Origin of the sequence: Escherichia sp. KTE96 (assembly GCF_000408525.1) — a bacterium.
Classification (GTDB): domain Bacteria; phylum Pseudomonadota; class Gammaproteobacteria; order Enterobacterales; family Enterobacteriaceae; genus Escherichia; species Escherichia marmotae.
In genome coordinates, this window is the sequence record NZ_KE137149.1 from 2,747,628 (window position 1) to 2,764,738 (window position 17,111).

The following is a 17,111-nucleotide window of genomic DNA, read 5'->3' on the forward strand; positions in this document are numbered from 1 at the left end:
GTTATTGACCCTTGTCGCCTTCACGGGTTAGCCACCAGGCCCCCAGGATCGGCAAGGTTGTTACCAACATAACCAGCAGTGCCACAACGTTGGTTACCGGTACATCACGCGGTCGCCCAAGCTGATTGAGCAACCACAGTGGTAACGTCCGTTCGTGACCCGCGGTAAAAGTCGTCACGATGATTTCATCGAACGACAAGGCAAACGCCAGCATTCCCCCCGCCAGTAACGCCGAACTGAGATTCGGCAACACCACGTAGCGGAAGGTTTGCCAGCCATTGGCTCCAAGATCCATTGACGCTTCCACCAGACTCCACGAGGTACGGCGAAAACGGGCGATGACATTGTTGAAGACGACCACCACGCAAAAAGTCGCATGACCAACCACGATAGTGAAAAAGCCTGGCTCCAGATTGATCGTTTTAAAGGCCGTTAATAGTGCGAGACCAGTGACAATGCCAGGCAATGCAATGGGTAACAGCAGTAACAGTGAAATGGCGCTTTTGCCGAAAAAGTCACGCCGCCAGAGCGCCGCGGCCGCCAGTGTTCCTAACACCAGCGCGATGAATGTCGCCAGCGTCGCCACTTTAAGTGACAGTGTCACGGCATCAAGAATATCGCTACGCTGTGCTGCTATGCTGAACCAGCGCAGCGTCAAGCCTTGTGGTGGAAAACTAAATGCGGCTTCCTCGGTGTTAAACGCATAGGCGGCGATAATCAAGATGGGAAAATGGAGAAAAAGCACGCCGCCCCAGGCCGCCAGTTTGAGGAACAACGGTGCGCGTTCAGAGTGCATCGAACGCCCCCATGCGTTTCACGAACGCCAGATACAGTGCGATAAGAACAATTGGCACCAGAGTGAAAGCTGCAGCCATCGGCATATTGCCAATCGCCCCTTGCTGGGAGTAGACCATGTTGCCGATAAAATACCCCGGCGGCCCCACCAATTGCGGAACGATAAAGTCGCCCAGCGTTAGCGAGAAGGTAAAGATAGAACCTGCGGCAATACCCGGGATCGCCAGCGGTAACACCACATAGCGGAAAGTTTGCCGTGGGCGCGCGCCGAGATCTGCCGATGCCTGCAGCAGTGACGGGGGTAAACGCTCCAGCGCTGCCTGCACAGGCAGGATCATGAACGGCAGCCAGATATAAAGAAACACCAGAAAACGCCCCAGCCCGGAAGTAGACAGTGTATTGCCGCCCACAGCCGGAAGTGTCAGGAACGCCGTCAGCAGTGGCTCCAGCCCCAGATGTTGCAAAAACCACTGCGCTACGCCATCTTTCGCCAGCAATAACGTCCAGGCATAGGCTTTAACAATGTAGCTCGCCCACATCGGTAACATCACCGCAATATAAAAAAACGCTTTCATTTTGCCGCTGGTGTAGCGCGCCATGTACCACGCCATCGGAAAGGCCAGAATAGCGCTGGCGATGGTCACCGCCACTGCCATCGTCAGTGTGCGGATGATGATGTCGTAATTAGCCGGGTTAAACAGTGCGCGTATATTCGCCAGCGTCAGTTCCGGCGTTACCGACATAGTGAAATCATCAAAGGTATAAAACCCCTGCCATAACAGTGTCAGCAGCGAGCCGAAATAGACGATGCCAAACCACATCAACGGGCCAAGCAGCAGTAAAAACAATCCAAGCCCCGGTTTACGCCAGAAAAAACCCGACATCTTCCCCATGCCGGGGCGCGCAGGTGACTGCAATACGTTCATCGCCATTCACCTCTCCTCAACCAGAGGCACCATCACATCGCGGGACCAGGAAACCATCACCTGTTGACCAGGCGTGAGCGTGGCGGGTAGTTCTTCGCCCGTCATGTTGCCCAGACTGACCAGCAGTTTTTCACCGCCGCTAAGTTTCAGTTCAAAACGAGTCGTCGCCCCCTGATATTGCACCGCCTGGATCGTGCCATTGGCCTGCACTTCGCCAGGTGTATTGAGGCGGATATGTTCCGGGCGCAATGCAAAGCTCCCCATCATGCCGCAAAGTTTCTCCGCAATCAGCGGCGCAAAAACGTTGGATGTCCCGACAAATCCCGCGACAAATGGCGTACGCGGACGCATATAGAGATCGCGCGGTGAATCAACCTGCTCAATACGTCCATTATTGAAAACCGCCACGCGATCGGACATCGATAATGCTTCGCCCTGATCGTGGGTGACAAAGATAAAAGTGATTCCGAGGGATTGTTGCAGCTTTTTCAGTTCCAGTTGCATCTGCTCGCGCAGCTTAAGATCCAGTGCGCCGAGCGGCTCATCCAGTAGCAACACGCGCGGTTCGTTCACTAACGCTCTGGCGATGGCGACCCTCTGGCGTTGACCACCGGAAAGCTGTGACGGCTTACGTTGCAGCACGAAACCAAGCGCCACTTTTTCCAGCGCCTCTTGCGCCATGATGTAACGCTGTTTTTTATCAACGCCTTTGACCATCAACCCGTAGGCCACGTTATCGAGAATCGACATATGGGGAAACAGCGCGTAGTCCTGGAAAACGGTATTAACATCCCGCTCCCACGGTGGCAGATTGCTGGCGGGTTTACCAAAAATAGTAATTGCCCCGCCAGAAAGCTGTTCGAATCCAGCGATTAGTCGCAGACAGGTGGTTTTGCCGGAGCCGGACGGCCCCAGCATTGAAAAGAACTCACCATCTTTTATCGCAATACTGACGCCATCTACCGCGCGCACGTCACCGTACAACCGAGAAACGTTGTCAAACTCCACTGCGTACGTCATAAAACACCCCAGCGAAGTTAGCGGCCGCCCATAATGGCAATGTAATCCTGCGTCCAGCGGCTATATGGGACAAATTTTCCCCCTTCTGCGATGGGCGTTTTCCAGAAGGCGATTTTGTCGAAATAGTTAAATCCATTAGTTTCACAGCCTTTATCGCCCAGCAACGGACTGGCTTTACAGCCTTCCGGCACCACAGGCAGTGAGCCAAACCAGGCTGCCACATCACCCTGCACTTTTGGTGTTAATGACCAGTTCATCCATTTGTAGGCACAAACCGGATGTTTTGCTTCGCTATGCAGCATAGTGGTATCAGCCCAGCCGGTGACGCCCTCTTTAGGGAAGACGGTGGCGATCGGTTGTCCTTCGCCTTTCAATGCGTTGGCCTGATATGGCCATGCGCTGGAAGCTACCACGCCTTCATTTTTGAAATCGCTCATTTGTACAGAGGTGTCATGCCAGTAGCGATGGATCAAACCATGTTGATCGCGAAGTACTTTCAGCACCGCCTGATATTGATCTTCGGTCAGTTGGTACGGATCGCTGATGCCCAACTGCGGCTGAGTCGCTTTGACGAACAGCGCGGCATCGGCAATATAGATAGGGCCGTCATAAGCCTGTACGCGGCCTTTATTGCTCTTACCGTCCGGCAGTTCCTGTTCCACAAAGACAACCTGCCAGCTATCCGGTGGCGTCGGAAAGGTTTTGGTGTTGTACATCAGCAGGTTCGGCCCCCACTGATACGGCGTGCCATAAACTTTGCCGCCAACGTTAAACCAGTCGCCCTTTACTACGCGTGGGTCGAGTGTTTTCCAGTTGGGGATCAGTGCGGTATTAATCGGCTGCACACGTTTACCCATAATCAAACGCAGTGAAGCATCACCGGACGCCGTGACCAGATCGTAACCGCCTTTGGTCATCAGGCTGACCATTTCATCGGAAGTGGCGGCGGTTTTCACATTTACCGCGCAACCTGTTTCTTTTTCGAATTGCGTAACCCAGTCGTATTGTTTATCGGTTTGTCCACGTTCGATGTATCCCGGCCAGGCGATAATATCCAGTCGTCCTTCCGGTTTATCTAAATTAGTGAGGGGTTCGGCGGCGTGGGCGGTCATTAAAGTCATGGTTAGCGCACACAGGCTGCTGCGGGCAAATGTCTTGCTCATAGGTCTTACTCCTGTTGTCATTATTGTCAGCAGCCGTGCCGTAAAAATATCTCCCTGTTTAACCATAGACGGCGCATTGCAGGCGTACCTTCGCCCCTGAAAATATTTAGTCAGGTTGTGAGCTAACGCGCATTACGCAATTTTAGAGGCTATCTTCTGGAGTATAGACAAGGGGTTAAGGAATACTGGAGCTATTCGAATTTCCTATTGCTCAACCGGAGGGAAATTAAATTGGAATCTATTTCAACTGCTCTTGAATAAGTTTGCCTAATTGTTTTACCGCTTGTTCTTCGCGTTCTCCCCACTGCCATGCAGTATTAAAACGAAAAAAACGTGACCAGTTTTCGCCAGTAGAAAACATTTTACCAGGCGCAATACTGATGTGATGTGCCAGTGCCTGAACACTTAATTCTCCCGCATCTAACGGTTCGGGAAGTTCCAGCCAGAGAAAATAACCACTGTCGTTATGGTGTATTTTGACTTCCACAGGCAGATAACACAGCAGCGCCTGCCAGGCGCGTTGTTTGCGTTCCGCAAGCTGTCGACGTAGACGACGCAGATGGGCATCGTAGCGGCGTGTCGAAAGGTAATCCACCAGCGCAAGTTGCATCGGTGAGCTGGTGGAAAGCGTACTCATCAATTGCAAGCGTTGGATTTTACGCGCATGTTTTCCTGCGGCGACCCAGCCGATACGAAAACCTGGCACCAGGCATTTAGAGAATGATGAGCAATGCAGCACACGATCATATTGATCCCAGGCTTTTGCAGGCAGCGGTTTTTCCCGCCCAAAGTACAACTCGCTGTAGACATCATCTTCAATCAGCATCACGTTGTACTGGTTGAGCAACTCTACCAACCGCGCTTTTTTCTGCGGCGTTAAGGTAAAACCGAGCGGATTCTGGCTGTTAGTCATTAACCAACACGCTTTCACCGGATACTCCTGTAACGCCAGTTCCAGCGTCTGAAGGTCGATCCCTTCGTTAACATCCGTCGCCACCGATAACGCTTTCAGCCGTAATCGTTCCAGCGCCTGCAACGCGCCGTAGAAACAAGGATTCTCTACTATCACCCAATCGCCCGGTTCTGTGACTGCTTGCAAACCGAGATTTAATGCCTCTAATGCACCGGCGGTAATGACGATTTCATCAGGCGAAATGGTGATACCCTGTAAGGCATAGCGGCGAGCAATAGCCTGGCGAAGCTCGGCATTCCCTGGCGGTAGGTTTTCGATCACGCTCATTGCCGTGGCGGTTTTGCTTACTTGCGCCAGCGAGCGGTTCAATTGTTGCAGTGGGAAAAGCCGCGGATCGGGAAAGGCTGAGGCAAACGGCACTACCGACGGATCGCGACTGGCCTGCAACATGTCAAAAATATAGGTATTAATATCGACAGCTTCATCACGTGTGACCGGAATGACTGGCGCTTTCTGCATTTTTATTGTCTGTGGCGCAACGTAATAACCCGACTGCGGCCGCGCAATAATATGTCCCTGACTTTCGAGCAACTGGTAGGCATGGCTGACGGTCATAAAGCTCACGCCAGAAAGCGCCACCTGTTCACGTAACGAAGGCAGACGATCGCCAGGCTGCCAGATGCCTGACGCAATTTGCTCGCGTAATTGTTCCGCCAGTTGCTGGTATTTTTTCATTTTTGAATCGTTATAGTGTGCAGGTGATCCGGCAGTCTATATCAGTTGTTAAAAATGACAACTTTGTGTTAACTGTAATTAAACCATCACCAGCGATAACTCTTTGCCAAGCGCCTTAGCCGCGAGCTGGACGGCGTCGATTTTTGTCGCATGGTGCAAATTAAATAGGCGAGTAATCTCCTGTTTAGGTTTGCCAATTCGTCTGGCTAACTCTTGCTGAGTGATTTCTGACTGTAAAAAAGCATTTAGCAGCAATACCTTAGAAGCAACACTTAAAGGTACTTCAATAAAGTGATCGTTGTTATTCAATGGCGAAGGTAACGGGATGAGTTCGTTATCTTCAAAATAAAAATCAAATGCGGTCAGTAAGGCATCTTTTGCTGCTTCCATCGCTTCAGCGACCGTTTCTCCCTGCGTCAACGCTTCGGGGATATCCACAAAAGAAACCATATAACCGCCTTCCGGCGCGGGTGTAAGAGTGACGGGATAACGCATAATTTCGACTGTCTCTCGCATGTCATTAACCTTTTTAATTGGCGATTAACTCAAACCGAGTTGTTTCAGAATTGCTTTACGCAATGGTTCTTTAATCTCTTCGCTGGGGTGACGCGGCATGACACTGCGCCTCCCGTGAAACCTGAGTTTTAAATGGTTGCTGCCATTCGCTACATCGACGCCCTGAGATTCGAGCCAACGTCTGAACTCGCTTTGTTTCACATCGCCTCCCTGCCGCTGAGTATATCAACAAAGTAAACATTAGTGTTTACCTCCGTGTGTAATTTGCTCGAAAATAGCACTTAATCGCCGCAACGGCAGAATGCAATGCAAAATCAGGAAGGCAGATTCCAGAATTTCTTTGCGCTAATTTGCAAAACAGAATAATAACCTCAAGAAACTGTCGGCATCATAGCGGCAAAAGGTAAGAAAAAGGTGGCGGGATGTTTACGAAGGCGTTATCGGTAGTCTTATTAACCTGCGCGCTGTTCTCCGGGCAACTAATGGCAGGACACAAAGGACATGAGTTTTTATGGGTGAAAAATGTGGATCATCAACTGCGCCATGAAGCGGACAGCGATGAATTGCGCGCCGTTGCGGAAGAATCGGCAGAAGGCTTACGCGAGCATTTTTACTGGCAAAAATCACGTAAACCAGAAGCGGGTCAGAGTTGAGTCGTTTGTTGCCGGATGCGGCGTGAACGCCTTATCCGGCCAACAATATCATGCAGATTCAATGAGCTGTGAATAACCCTGAAAACTTGCGGTTTATCCTTTCCGCTTCGGCAATGTTTTCAGCAGATCATCCGGGCTTACGGATGCAACAACGCTTCCCGGTAACGGCATTTTCAGAATGTGATTTTTGATTTTGCCGATGACGTGCATCTCACATGGACGGCAATCAAACTTCAGCGTTAACACTTCATCGCCGTTAACCAGTTGCATTGGTGTTGCCTTCCAGCTTTTGATATTGCCTTTCGCCTGCTTCGGACACAGATTGAAAGCAAAGCGCAGACAATGCTTGGTGATCATCACCGGAACCTCGCCCTTCTCTTCATGTGCCTCATACGCCGCATCAATCAGTTGCACACCATAGCGATGATAAAATTCACGCGCTTTCTGGTTGTAAACGTTCGCGAGGAAACTCAGATGCGTTTGCGGATAAACCGGCGCAGGATCAGCAACCGGTTTACGGCTGCCGCGCTGGTAACTGGCAAGACGCGCGGCATCCAGCATTTCGGCGGCTTCACGACGGAACTGATTTAACAGGCTGTTTGGCACAAACAGCGCCCCCGGCAAGTTAATTTGTACATCACGAGCGTAATAGATAGTCTGCCCCAGCTTCGACAATCCCTCTTTCAGATTGGTGAGTGCTTTTTCGGCGTTATTCGCTTCGTCGAATTGCCCATCCAGGGTATGAGTGATGCTGACGCCCTCTTCGCTGGTTAACGTCAGAATGAGTTGTTCCTGCCAGCCGCCAAGTTCAATATCTACAGCGACCCGGCGCTCACTGGAGGTTTTGGTCAGCGCCTGTTGCCAGTTATGGTCAAGGTTACGGTTAAGCGGATGGTGTGGACGAATTTTATGCAGCTCTGCTGGCATCTCATTTGGCCAGACGCGGTACTGGTTTTTCCCCGTTTTCTCTACCGTGTTGGCACGAAAGCCGACGACTTCACGTTTAATCATTACGTTCAGACCATCGCCGTTAGCCAGCGGTTCGGTGACCTCAACATCGAGATGATCTTTAGCAACGTTCAATACTTCACCCACTGGCAGGCCAATAAATTTCGGGGAATCGAACGCGCCAATGTCGCCTTTACGCGCGTTAACAAAGTAGTCTGTACTGCCACGATGGAAGGTTTTTTCCGTCGAAGGTACAAAAAAGTGCTCGGTACGACCAGATGAAGCACGTGCCAGATCGCCACGTTCTTCAATAATGGCATCCAGCCTCTGGCGATAATGCGCGGTGATATTCTTCACGTAGCTCATATCTTTGTAACGCCCTTCAATCTTGAAGGAGCGCACACCAGCATCAATCAGAGCGCCAAGATTGGCAGTCTGATCATTATCTTTCATCGACAGCAGATGTTTTTCATAGGAAACCACCCGCCCCTGATCGTCTTTCAACGTGTATGGTAAACGGCACGCCTGTGAGCAATCGCCACGGTTGGCGCTACGCCCCGTTTGTGCATGAGAAATGTAGCACTGACCGGAATATGCCACGCACAGTGCACCATGAATAAAGAACTCAATGGTCGCGTCTGTGGCCTGATGAATCGCGCGGATCTGTTCCAGGTTAAGCTCACGCGCCAACACGATCTGCGTAAAGCCAACGTCAGAGAGGAACTTCGCTTTTTCCACCGTGCGAATATCACACTGCGTGCTGGCGTGCAGTTCAATCGGTGGAATATCAAGTTCCAGAATCCCCATATCCTGCACAATCAGTGCATCAACGCCGGTCTGATAAAGATCGGTAATCAACCGCTGCGCCGGTTCCAGTTCTTCGTCATGCAAAATGGTATTAAGGGTGACGAAAACTTTTGCGCCATAACGATGAGCAAATGGCACCAGTTCGGCAATATCTTTCAGGCTATTACTGGCGTTATGACGGGCACCAAAACCAGGGCCACCGATGTAAACAGCATCGGCACCGTGCAAAATAGCTTCGCGGGCAATGGCGGCATCGCGTGCCGGGCTTAACAGTTCAAGGCGATGAGAAGATACGGTCACTTTCTTATCCAGTAGCTGAAAAATGGCGGCTATTTTAGCCACAAGCGTGACGTTGCGAAATAGTTTTCCTGTTTAACTACGTGGGTAATGAATGAGGGAATGAAAATGCACGCTTTGCTCGTCACGGTTGCAATAGGCATGAGCGACATCGGCGGCAAAACGGATGCCTTCTCCACGATTAAGACTATGCCACACACCATCAACGCACAGTTCAAGCTGCCCTTCGATGACGACGACATGTTCAATCACCCCCTTTTCGTGTGGCGTCGATTCACTTATTGCGCCAGGAGCCATCAGGATCGAAAAGTGTTCAAAGCAGAGTTGTGGATCATAAGGAAACAACGAGGTGATCACCATCGCCTGCTGTTGTGGATCATAAACTGATGGTATAGCGTTCTGCGGCGGCGAAATAAACGTCGAAAACGGCACGTTCATTCCGGTGGCGATTTTCCATAATGTCGCGACCGTCGGGCTGGATTCATTACGTTCAATCTGCCCTAACATCGCTTTAGAAACGCCCGTAACTTCTGCCAGTCGAGAAAGACTCCAGCCTCGTTGCTGACGAAGATATTTAAGCGTGGCGGATAAATAGTGAGCGAGATTTTCCATGCGACTCCTCCTGCAAAACAGGAGTTTATCACTTGTGCGTTATAACGGACAAATGCTACGGTGCCTGTCCGCTATAACGCACGAGGTGATTATGCGTCTGTTTTCTGTTCCTCCACCTACATTACTGGCGGGATTTCTGGCGGTATTGATCGGCTACGCCAGTTCGGCGGCAATAATATGGCAGGCAGCGATTGTCGCGGGTGCCACCACTGCGCAAATCTCCGGTTGGATGACGGCACTGGGACTGGCAATGGGGTTCAGTACTCTTGCCCTGACATTGTGGTATCGCGTGCCGGTTCTGACCGCATGGTCAACGCCTGGCGCGGCTTTGTTAGTAACAGGATTGCAGGGACTCACGCTTAACGAAGCCATCGGCGTTTTTATGGTCACGAACGCGTTGATTGTCCTCTGTGGTGTGACGGGATTATTCGCCCGCCTGATGCGCATTATTCCGCATTCTCTTGCAGCAGCGATGCTGGCCGGGATTTTATTACGCTTTGGTTTACAGGCGTTTGCCAGCCTGGATGGTCAGTTTACGTTGTGCGGAAGTATGTTGCTGGTCTGGCTGGCGACGAAGGCTTTTGCGCCACGTTATGCCGTAATCGCGGCTATGGTTGTCGGAATTTTGGTGGTAATACTGCAAGGTGACGTTGTCACAAAAAATGTTGTTTTTAAACCCGTTCTTCCTGCTTATATCGATCCAGAATTTTCGTTTTCTCACAGTTTAAGTGTTGCGCTACCACTTTTTCTGGTGACGATGGCGTCGCAAAACGCGCCGGGGATTGCAGCGATGAAAGCGGCTGGATATTCGGTTCCCGTTTCGCCGCTGATTGTCTTTACTGGACTACTGGCACTTCTATTTTCTCCGTTTGGCGTTTATTCCGTAGGGATTGCGGCAATTACTGCTGCTATTTGCCAAAGCCCGGAAGCGCACCCGGACAAAGATCACCGTTGGCTGGCCGCCGCCGCGGCTGGCGTCTTTTATTTACTGGCGGGTTTATTTGGCAGTGCCATTACGGGCATGATGGCTACCCTGCCCGTAAGTTGGATCCAGATGCTGGCGGGTCTGGCGCTGTTAAGTACCATTGGCGGCAGTTTGTATCAGGCGTTGCATAATGAACGTGAGCGCGACGCTGCTGTGGTAGCATTTCTGGTAACGGCGAGCGGACTGACATTGGTTGGGATTGGTTCAGCGTTTTGGGGATTAATTGCCGGTGGCGTCTGTTACGTGATGTTGAATTTAATGGCTGGTAGAAACCGATAATAAGAAGCGCCATCTTACGATGGCGCGACTGGTATTACTTTTTGTTAACGTCAAACATGGTGGCATCCGTCGCCATGTCATCAATAACTTGCTTAATGTTTTCGAAAGCCATTGGTGTACTTTCGTTATTCAGGTCTTTACCTTCGCCCTGGCGAACCACTTTAATCACCGGTTTGTTGGTAGCCGCGTCAATCAGCTCACCTTCAAAGTACAAGCGGGTATCCATGGTACGGTGGCCCGTCGCCATTTGCGTCCCCGCAACAACTAATGCGACAGGAACAACTTCATAGAACTGTAACCCTTCTTTGCTGGTATCAACACCGGTAATAGCACCACGGAAAATCAGACTACGTGGGCCAGCGGTAGTCACCAGTGGTTTACGCTGCGCAATCGCTTCTTTCATTTCGGTGTTGGTATAGCTCAAAATTTTATCCAGAACTTTCTGCCCTACCTGGGTAGAGGCTTTTGGCACTGGGTAATAGGTGATCGGATTCCAGACAATGCTGTCATATTTGCTTTGATCAAAATTTGGATCAACCCAGCGCAATACCGGTTTGCCCGTTGCTGACGTTGTTTCTTGAAGGTTGGAGTAATTGTTTAAAAAACCAGAATATTTATCCGGCTGGGTGATTTTAGAGGCACAACCAGACAGAGCCAACAAACCGCATAAAGCCGCAACTTTCGCAATCGATGTGGTACGCATGAATAATTTCCTGAGATAATTATATTACTTTTTAAGTTATAGCAAAAAGCGCCGCTTCGTGTTGTGGCAAAAAAAGTGTTGTTGAAAATAAATTTTCCAGCCCCTTTTCTGACAATATAGTCAATGACGAAAAGGGGGCTGAGTCAATCATCAGTTGTTAATCTTCAGGATGTTAAGCTAATAAAAAACTTCGCTTCTTGTGATTTATTTCACACCATATTGATAAAAAACATGCCTACCGAAAAGAACAGCCGTTAATCATCTCTACGCGAAGCATTTCCATGCGCATTGTCCTTTTCTGATTATTTTTTGCGCGCCAACATAGTAGCAAAACGTAGTTTAATACGATTACCGTTGGCGTCGGTTCGGTGTAGTTCACCAACGTCTTCATTGTATTTCAGCATCTCCCAGCCTTCGTAATATCGACGCAACTCCCCCTCTTTGAAGGCAAATGGGAAGCCGACAGTACATGGGAAATCAGCGGTATCCATTGCCGCCACAATCAGGTTGTAACCGCCGGGTTTTGTGCAGCGCTGCATATTCGCAATCAGCCCTGGGATGGTTTTCGCCTCCAGGAACATCAGCACCACAGTAGAAAGAATAAAATCGTATTGTCCATCAAACGTGAGGCTATTCAGATCGACAACCTGAGTACGTAAATTTTCCAGATTTTCAATGGTTTTAATGCGCTCAACGTTGGCAATGCTCATAACATTTTTATCCCATGCGTCAACATCAAAACCATTAGCTGCAAGGTAAAGGCTATTACGACCATTGCCACAGCCCAGATCCAGCGTTTTACCCGGTTTAACCACTTTCACGGCTTCCAGAACTTCGGAATGTGTGCGGGTTAATTCATATTTATCAGTAAAGTAGTTTTCATCACGAATGATCATTCTTTGTCCTCGGATTTCATTAAAACGGCGCGCTCAGTTCTGATTAATAATTTCCCCTGCATCAGAAGCGCGAAAGTACGGATGAGCAGTAATGCGATAATAAAATTGGTAAAGATAAATAGCGGCACCGCCAGCGTATGGAAAAAACCATTATCGCTGCCGCTACCCAGATGCAAACCGGTAGTTGCCAACGCGGATACGCCGAACGAGAAACTCCAGAATGAGGCATTAAACGGTTGCGAGAGATACCACGGCATCAGGCGCAACATGAACAGTAGTTGCAGCAGCCCATAACCGAAAAGCATTTTCGCCAGTGTGTCACCCTCGCCACCGTTAACGCTTAACCAGGCGCTACAAGCGACCAGCGCAGGGGCAAGCTGAATACCGAGCGATGTCCGCAGCGCCGTGGGTAACTCACCCGAACTACGCAGCCGTTGAAGGATCACCGGTTCAAGACTCAACCAGGAGAAGACGCCAGCGCCTAAAAAAACCAGACCGGCATCAGTGTAACCTAACGCACCACAGGCCATTGCGCTGATAAAGTTATTGGCAACAGTCGGCAAATAAAGCCCCGGTGTCGTCGCTTCTTCAGGGTGAGAACCGCGCCATAATCCGGCAGTTTGCCAGGCGGCGTAAACCAGTTGAATCACTACGCCAACGCTGAACAGACACACTGCCAACGGGCGATACCACGGCACGAAACCAATTGCTACCAGCATCGTCGTTGCCGGAAACAAACTAACAAAACTGCTCATCACCGGATGGCGCACTTCTGCCAGCACACTGTGCGGAAAGCGCACCAGCCGGGTGATAAATGCCGTGGTCAGTAATCCCCAAATGATCATCGCCAGGATCACCAGACCATCACCTAACCAGTGACTGACCTGCCAAACCTGGCTGGCATAGCGCCAGGCAAACCCCATCCCTATCGTTCCCAACACAATGCCAAAGTAGCCAGCCGGTAAATTGAGCACTTTATCGCTCTGTATCTTCTTACTCATTTTGTTTAATTTATAAAGTATATTTGAAATGCATTTTATGGAAATTTCTCAAACATAGCCAGAGTCGCAGAATTTGCTACGGTTATAGTAAGTCACCTGCGGGAAAACGCTATGCGCAAATATCGTCTCAGTGAAGAACAGCGAGCCTTTAGTTATCAGGAAGATGGCGATAAAAAGAGTGTGTTATTACGGCAGATTATTGCCGTAGCCGATTTTAACGATGTGATAACGGGAACCGCTGGCGGCTGGATCGATAGCGAAACGGCGCTGGCACAGGAGGGAAATTGCTGGATTTACGACCAGAATACCATTGCTTTCGGCGGAACGGTTGTTTCCGGTAATACGCGTATCACCGGTAGTTGCGTGCTGCGGGGGGAGGTCTACGCAACGGATAACACCTGGATCGATAATAGTGAAATCAGCCAGGGTGCACATATAAGTGACAACGTCACGATTAAAGACTCATTAATATGTGGTCAGTGTAGAATTTTTGGTCATGCCTGTATCGATCAACATTCAATGATCGTCGCCACGCAAGGGCTAACGCCCGACCACCATCTTCTGCTGCAAATTTATGATCGCGCCAGGGTTAGCACCTCGCGTGTTGTCCATCAGGCGCAAATTTATGGCGATGCCGTCGTCCGGTATGCATTTATTGAGCATCGCGCCGAAGTTTTTGATTTTGCCCGTATTGAAGGCAATGAAGAAAACAACGTCTGGCTGTGCGACTGTGCGAAAGTCTACGGTCATGCACGTGTGATTGCCGGGACAGGAGAAGATGCCATTCCCACCCTTCACTACAGTTCCCAGGTAGCGGAACATGCCACGGTAGAAGGTAATTGTGTGTTAAAGCATCATGTTCTGGTTGGTGGTAACGCCATTGTGCGTGGTGGTCCGATTCTGCTCGACGAGCACGTTATCATACAAGGTGACAGTTGCATTACAGGCGCGGTAATGATTGAAAACCATGTGGAGATAACCGACCACGCCGTCGTCGAAGCCTTTGATGGCGACACTATTCATGTACGTGGTCCAAAAGTTATTAACGGCGAGGAACGTATTACACGAACGCCTCTGGCGGGATTATTGTGAATCGATAATGCGCGCGTATATATTCACATCATCGTAAGCATCGTTAAGGAATTCAGCCTGTTTCAGACAACCTTCCAGTGTAAAACCATTACGCACGGCTACCTTGTTGCTTTGCGGATTGTCCACCCGACATTTGATCACGAAGCGTCGTAGCTCACCAATCCGGGCATAATGATGAATAAACGCCTGCAGCGCCTGAGAAATAATCCCCTGTCCCTGATGGGACTCGTCCAGCCAGTAGCCGATTTCCGCCGTTTTATTCAGCGGTTCTATACGATTAAATGAGATAACGCCGACGAGTTCATCTTCTTTGAAAATCATGAACATTTTGGCATAGCCGCGTTGATGCAACATCATATTGCCCTGCACCGTTTTTCGCGTGTCCTCTTCGCTGTGCACAAACTGCGGCCAGTTTAACGATTGTTGTAACCAGGTTTTGTTTTTACAGGTTAATTGATACAGCGGTGTGACGTGTCTTTCTTCAACGGCACGTAATTCAAGTGATTCACTCACTTTAATCGTCTCGGTCATAATCCTTACATCAGTTTAAAAAGCCGCCCTGCTGGCGGCTTAGAAAGTTTACATCTCTTTGACGCTTTCCTGCTGCAGGATTTTAAGCATCTCATCCTTTAACTGTAACTTTTGTTTTTTCATGCGAACCACTTCCGCATTGTACCCTCGACCGTCAGAACCTTCCTTTCTGGCAATTTCATGATCAAGTTTATTGTGTTTATCGAACAAGGACATAAAGCGAGGATTTTCGTTTTTCAGACGGGATATTAAATCTCGGTATTCTGGAAACATACGCACTCCCTGTTAGTGGCTGACAAGGTGTATCTGAAATACACACCATCAGATTACTCATTTAACGTAAGGAAAAATGCGAGCAGGATCGTGTTTAACCAGACGACACCCTCCGGAAGAAGGTGCCGAAGAAAAGACGATTAATTCATCACGCGATCGTCAACATACTGACGTTTATCCGGTGCTGGTGGGAAATATTGATACAGCCATGTTTCACTGATGGCATCGCCCTGACAACGTAGATACATCCGCATATCAACCGGTTCGGTAGAGTCCGAGGTCGGATACCAGTCAAACTGAATACGGTAACCATCTATTGGTTCAATGTAGAGAATTTCGATTTGCTTCGCTTCACCACTGGAAAGCGTGATGACCGGTTCAATCCCTTTCGGCGCTGCTGCTTTCAGATCACCACCGACAAAATCGACGGCGAAACGACGCGCCCATTTTTCCGGATAGTGTTCACCTGGTGCCCAGCCTTCCGGAAAACCACCCATGCCGGTACGCGTCGCCATAACTCGCGCTAATGGACAATGAACAGGAGGTTGCGCACTCCAGTACAGACGATACTGGAACGCCAGTTCGTCGCCCGCTTTAATTGCTTTCTCCGGTTGCCAGAAACAGACAATGTTATCCAGCGTTTCCCCTGTTGTCGGGATCTCCATCAAACCGATAGTGCCTTTCCCCCACTGGTTACGTGGCTCCACCCACAGACTTGGGCGTTTGTTGTACCAGCCCATGATGTCCTGATAATGGGAGAAGTCGCGATCCAGTTGCAATAAACCAAACCCTTTGGGGTTGTTGTCGGTATAGGCATTGAACTGCAATTTTTGCGGGTTATTCAGCGGACGGCAGATCCACTCACCATTACCCCGCCACATGGAAAGACGGTCGGAGTCATGGATTTGCGGATGGATGGTGTCACACATCCGACGTTCGTTAGTACCACAACTGAACATGCTGGTCATCGGCGCAATGCCCAGTTGTTTAATGTCTTTGCGCGCATACAGGTGATTCTCAACATCCATAATCACCTGGCTCTTCTCACAATGGATGGTGAACTTATAGGCACCGGTAATGCTGGCACTATCGAGCAACGCATAAACGGTAAAGGTGGTTGCACCCGGTTTTACCGTATCGAACCAGAAAGCGGTAAAGTCGGGGAACTCTTCTTTGCTGTCGGTATAAGTGTCGATCGCAAGACCACGCGCCGACAAACCATATTGATAAGTGTCATCAACAGCACGGAAATAACTGGCACCGAGGAAAGAAACTACGTCGCGGCGCGCCAGTTCTGGCGCTTTAAACACTCGGAACCCCGCAAAGCCGAGATCGCTTTGCCCTTCCAGTTGTTTGGTATCGACACCCGCATCGTTGTATTTGAATAACTCCGGGCGGAAGTGAATTTCGCGCGCCAGATGAGTTGCCGGATCGACAGAGAACATGCGCACGCGGCGACGGAATCCCATTCCCATATGGAAGAACTGAGCGTCAAGCTGGCGATTTTCAACGTTATGCCATAACGATTTTTCGGCGTCGTATTGAATGCTGTTATAGGCCTGAGGCGTCATTGTCGCCAGCGTATCGGGTAACGGACGCGGCGCGCCTCGCCACGTTTTTTGCGCTAAATCATGCGCCATTGACTGTAAAATAGAGAAGTCAAAACGCTGGGTTTGCCCGTCGGCAATGTCCGATTCTGCTGCGAACGCAGCCTGAGAAAAAAGAGAAGCAATGCCGCTAGTCCCGCACACGGCGGCCATAGCCATTGAACCTTTAATAAATCGTCTACGATCCATACCTGAAAGTGAGTCCTTCTGGTGTAGTGAATGGTCCCGCGCTGGTCGTATTCAGCGGCAAGAAAATGCTTGTTTATAACCGCTCACTCTAGACAATATTTATTAATAATCCAATTGTTAGACACAGAGAATCTGCACAAATTGGCATTTTTTTTCTGTCGATGGGAAGA

18 protein-coding genes are annotated in these 17,111 nt (G+C 49.8%); 3 read left to right on the forward strand and 15 right to left on the reverse strand.

The window, feature by feature from the left end:
- Nucleotide 1: 1 nt before the first annotated feature.
- The 7 genes from A1WG_RS01825 to hicA all read right to left on the reverse strand — a co-directional run bounded on the left by A1WG_RS01825 (nt 2) and on the right by hicA (nt 6,269).
- On the reverse strand, nt 2-796 hold the full coding sequence (locus A1WG_RS01825; protein WP_000555487.1) for an ABC transporter permease: 795 nt from the start codon (nt 794-796) through the stop codon (nt 2-4).
- Nucleotides 786-1,727: an ABC transporter permease gene (locus A1WG_RS01820; RefSeq protein WP_001516417.1), complete on the reverse strand. Its 942-nt coding sequence runs from the start codon at nt 1,725-1,727 to the stop codon at nt 786-788. The genes A1WG_RS01825 and A1WG_RS01820 overlap by 11 nt, the downstream gene beginning before the upstream one ends.
- Entirely contained in the window at nt 1,728-2,741 is a 1,014-nt protein-coding gene (locus A1WG_RS01815; protein ID WP_001516418.1) for an ABC transporter ATP-binding protein, read from the reverse strand.
- Nucleotides 2,742-2,758: 17 nt separating this feature from the next.
- Nucleotides 2,759-3,904 carry a putative ABC transporter substrate-binding protein YdcS gene (gene ydcS, locus A1WG_RS01810; protein WP_000047463.1) on the reverse strand — a complete coding sequence of 382 codons (1,146 nt, stop codon included), beginning with the start codon at nt 3,902-3,904 and terminating at the stop codon, nt 2,759-2,761.
- Between the two features lie 238 nt (nt 3,905-4,142).
- Nucleotides 4,143-5,552: an aminotransferase-like domain-containing protein gene (locus A1WG_RS01805; protein WP_001516419.1), complete on the reverse strand. Its 1,410-nt coding sequence runs from the start codon at nt 5,550-5,552 to the stop codon at nt 4,143-4,145.
- A gap of 78 nt (nt 5,553-5,630) precedes the next feature.
- The gene (gene hicB / locus A1WG_RS01800) at nt 5,631-6,047 is read right to left on the reverse strand and encodes a type II toxin-antitoxin system antitoxin HicB (RefSeq protein WP_077627724.1); all 417 of its coding nucleotides are present in this window, start codon (nt 6,045-6,047) and stop codon (nt 5,631-5,633) included.
- 45 nt (nt 6,048-6,092) lie between these two features.
- Complete coding sequence (gene hicA / locus A1WG_RS01795; protein WP_000813795.1) at nt 6,093-6,269, reverse strand: type II toxin-antitoxin system mRNA interferase toxin HicA; 177 nt, start codon at nt 6,267-6,269, stop codon at nt 6,093-6,095.
- A gap of 221 nt (nt 6,270-6,490) precedes the next feature.
- Between hicA and A1WG_RS0122490 the strand changes: the two genes are divergently transcribed.
- A complete protein-coding gene (locus tag A1WG_RS0122490; protein ID WP_000494240.1) occupies nt 6,491-6,721 on the forward strand; it encodes a DUF2554 family protein in 231 nt (76 codons plus the stop codon).
- A 93-nt stretch (nt 6,722-6,814) separates the two neighbouring features.
- On the opposite strand, the gene rlhA is transcribed toward A1WG_RS0122490, so the two are convergent.
- Both rlhA and A1WG_RS01785 read right to left on the reverse strand, forming a co-directional pair.
- Nucleotides 6,815-8,776 (reverse strand): 23S rRNA 5-hydroxycytidine C2501 synthase, encoded by a 1,962-nt coding sequence (gene rlhA / locus A1WG_RS01790; protein ID WP_024191881.1) that lies wholly within the window; start codon nt 8,774-8,776, stop codon nt 6,815-6,817.
- Nucleotides 8,777-8,848: 72 nt separating this feature from the next.
- Nucleotides 8,849-9,385, reverse strand: coding sequence for a helix-turn-helix domain-containing protein (locus tag A1WG_RS01785; protein ID WP_001516421.1), 537 nt, complete (start codon nt 9,383-9,385; stop codon nt 8,849-8,851).
- Nucleotides 9,386-9,437: 52 nt separating this feature from the next.
- Here A1WG_RS01785 and A1WG_RS01780 point away from each other — a divergent pair, with 52 nt between their 5' ends.
- Nucleotides 9,438-10,649, forward strand: coding sequence for a benzoate/H(+) symporter BenE family transporter (locus tag A1WG_RS01780; RefSeq protein ID WP_071990339.1), 1,212 nt, complete (start codon nt 9,438-9,440; stop codon nt 10,647-10,649).
- Between the two features lie 34 nt (nt 10,650-10,683).
- Here the strand turns inward: A1WG_RS01780 and A1WG_RS01775 are convergent, their stop codons facing one another.
- The 3 genes from A1WG_RS01775 to tehA form a co-directional block, all read right to left on the reverse strand.
- Entirely contained in the window at nt 10,684-11,352 is a 669-nt protein-coding gene (locus A1WG_RS01775) for a DUF3313 domain-containing protein (protein ID WP_001261035.1), read from the reverse strand.
- Nucleotides 11,353-11,654: 302 nt separating this feature from the next.
- The gene (gene tehB / locus A1WG_RS01770) at nt 11,655-12,248 is read right to left on the reverse strand and encodes a tellurite resistance methyltransferase TehB (protein ID WP_001516423.1); all 594 of its coding nucleotides are present in this window, start codon (nt 12,246-12,248) and stop codon (nt 11,655-11,657) included.
- The gene (gene tehA, locus A1WG_RS01765) at nt 12,245-13,237 is read right to left on the reverse strand and encodes a dicarboxylate transporter/tellurite-resistance protein TehA (RefSeq protein ID WP_024191883.1); all 993 of its coding nucleotides are present in this window, start codon (nt 13,235-13,237) and stop codon (nt 12,245-12,247) included. The genes tehB and tehA overlap by 4 nt, the downstream gene beginning before the upstream one ends.
- 123 nt (nt 13,238-13,360) lie before the next feature.
- On the opposite strand from tehA, the gene ydcK reads away from it, so the two are divergent.
- Nucleotides 13,361-14,341, forward strand: a complete 981-nt coding sequence (ydcK, locus tag A1WG_RS01760) for a YdcK family protein (RefSeq protein ID WP_001234026.1) — start codon at nt 13,361-13,363, stop codon at nt 14,339-14,341.
- Here ydcK and rimL read toward each other — a convergent pair.
- The 3 genes from rimL to opgD all read right to left on the reverse strand — a co-directional run bounded on the left by rimL (nt 14,333) and on the right by opgD (nt 16,941).
- Nucleotides 14,333-14,872: a 50S ribosomal protein L7/L12-serine acetyltransferase gene (gene rimL, locus A1WG_RS01755; RefSeq protein WP_001516425.1), complete on the reverse strand. Its 540-nt coding sequence runs from the start codon at nt 14,870-14,872 to the stop codon at nt 14,333-14,335. The genes ydcK and rimL overlap by 9 nt on opposite strands.
- Before the next feature lie 48 nt (nt 14,873-14,920).
- Nucleotides 14,921-15,145 (reverse strand): HP1242/YdcH family protein, encoded by a 225-nt coding sequence (locus tag A1WG_RS01750; RefSeq protein ID WP_001516426.1) that lies wholly within the window; start codon nt 15,143-15,145, stop codon nt 14,921-14,923.
- A gap of 140 nt (nt 15,146-15,285) precedes the next feature.
- Nucleotides 15,286-16,941 (reverse strand): glucan biosynthesis protein OpgD, encoded by a 1,656-nt coding sequence (opgD, locus tag A1WG_RS01745; protein ID WP_061090526.1) that lies wholly within the window; start codon nt 16,939-16,941, stop codon nt 15,286-15,288.
- Nucleotides 16,942-17,111 lie beyond the last annotated feature (170 nt).

What these genes read in the sequence shown, in the direction of transcription:
- A1WG_RS01815 (WP_001516418.1), bottom strand. Translation starts at nt 2,741, where the DNA reads ATGACGTACGCAGTGGAGTTTGACAACGTTTCTCGGTTGTACGGTGAC.
- hicB (WP_077627724.1), bottom strand. Translation starts at nt 6,047, where the DNA reads ATGCGTTATCCCGTCACTCTTACACCCGCGCCGGAAGGCGGTTATATG.
- rimL (WP_001516425.1), bottom strand. Translation starts at nt 14,872, where the DNA reads ATGACCGAGACGATTAAAGTGAGTGAATCACTTGAATTACGTGCCGTT.
- ydcS (WP_000047463.1), bottom strand. Translation starts at nt 3,904, where the DNA reads ATGAGCAAGACATTTGCCCGCAGCAGCCTGTGTGCGCTAACCATGACT.
- A1WG_RS01785 (WP_001516421.1), bottom strand. Translation starts at nt 9,385, where the DNA reads ATGGAAAATCTCGCTCACTATTTATCCGCCACGCTTAAATATCTTCGT.
- tehB (WP_001516423.1), bottom strand. Translation starts at nt 12,248, where the DNA reads ATGATCATTCGTGATGAAAACTACTTTACTGATAAATATGAATTAACC.
- opgD (WP_061090526.1), bottom strand. Translation starts at nt 16,941, where the DNA reads ATGGATCGTAGACGATTTATTAAAGGTTCAATGGCTATGGCCGCCGTG.
- A1WG_RS01775 (WP_001261035.1), bottom strand. Translation starts at nt 11,352, where the DNA reads ATGCGTACCACATCGATTGCGAAAGTTGCGGCTTTATGCGGTTTGTTG.
- A1WG_RS01750 (WP_001516426.1), bottom strand. Translation starts at nt 15,145, where the DNA reads ATGTTTCCAGAATACCGAGATTTAATATCCCGTCTGAAAAACGAAAAT.
- ydcK (WP_001234026.1), top strand. Translation starts at nt 13,361, where the DNA reads ATGCGCAAATATCGTCTCAGTGAAGAACAGCGAGCCTTTAGTTATCAG.
- A1WG_RS01825 (WP_000555487.1), bottom strand. Translation starts at nt 796, where the DNA reads ATGCACTCTGAACGCGCACCGTTGTTCCTCAAACTGGCGGCCTGGGGC.
- A1WG_RS0122490 (WP_000494240.1), top strand. Translation starts at nt 6,491, where the DNA reads ATGTTTACGAAGGCGTTATCGGTAGTCTTATTAACCTGCGCGCTGTTC.
- A1WG_RS01780 (WP_071990339.1), top strand. Translation starts at nt 9,438, where the DNA reads ATGCTACGGTGCCTGTCCGCTATAACGCACGAGGTGATTATGCGTCTG.
- A1WG_RS01820 (WP_001516417.1), bottom strand. Translation starts at nt 1,727, where the DNA reads ATGGCGATGAACGTATTGCAGTCACCTGCGCGCCCCGGCATGGGGAAG.
- A1WG_RS01805 (WP_001516419.1), bottom strand. Translation starts at nt 5,552, where the DNA reads ATGAAAAAATACCAGCAACTGGCGGAACAATTACGCGAGCAAATTGCG.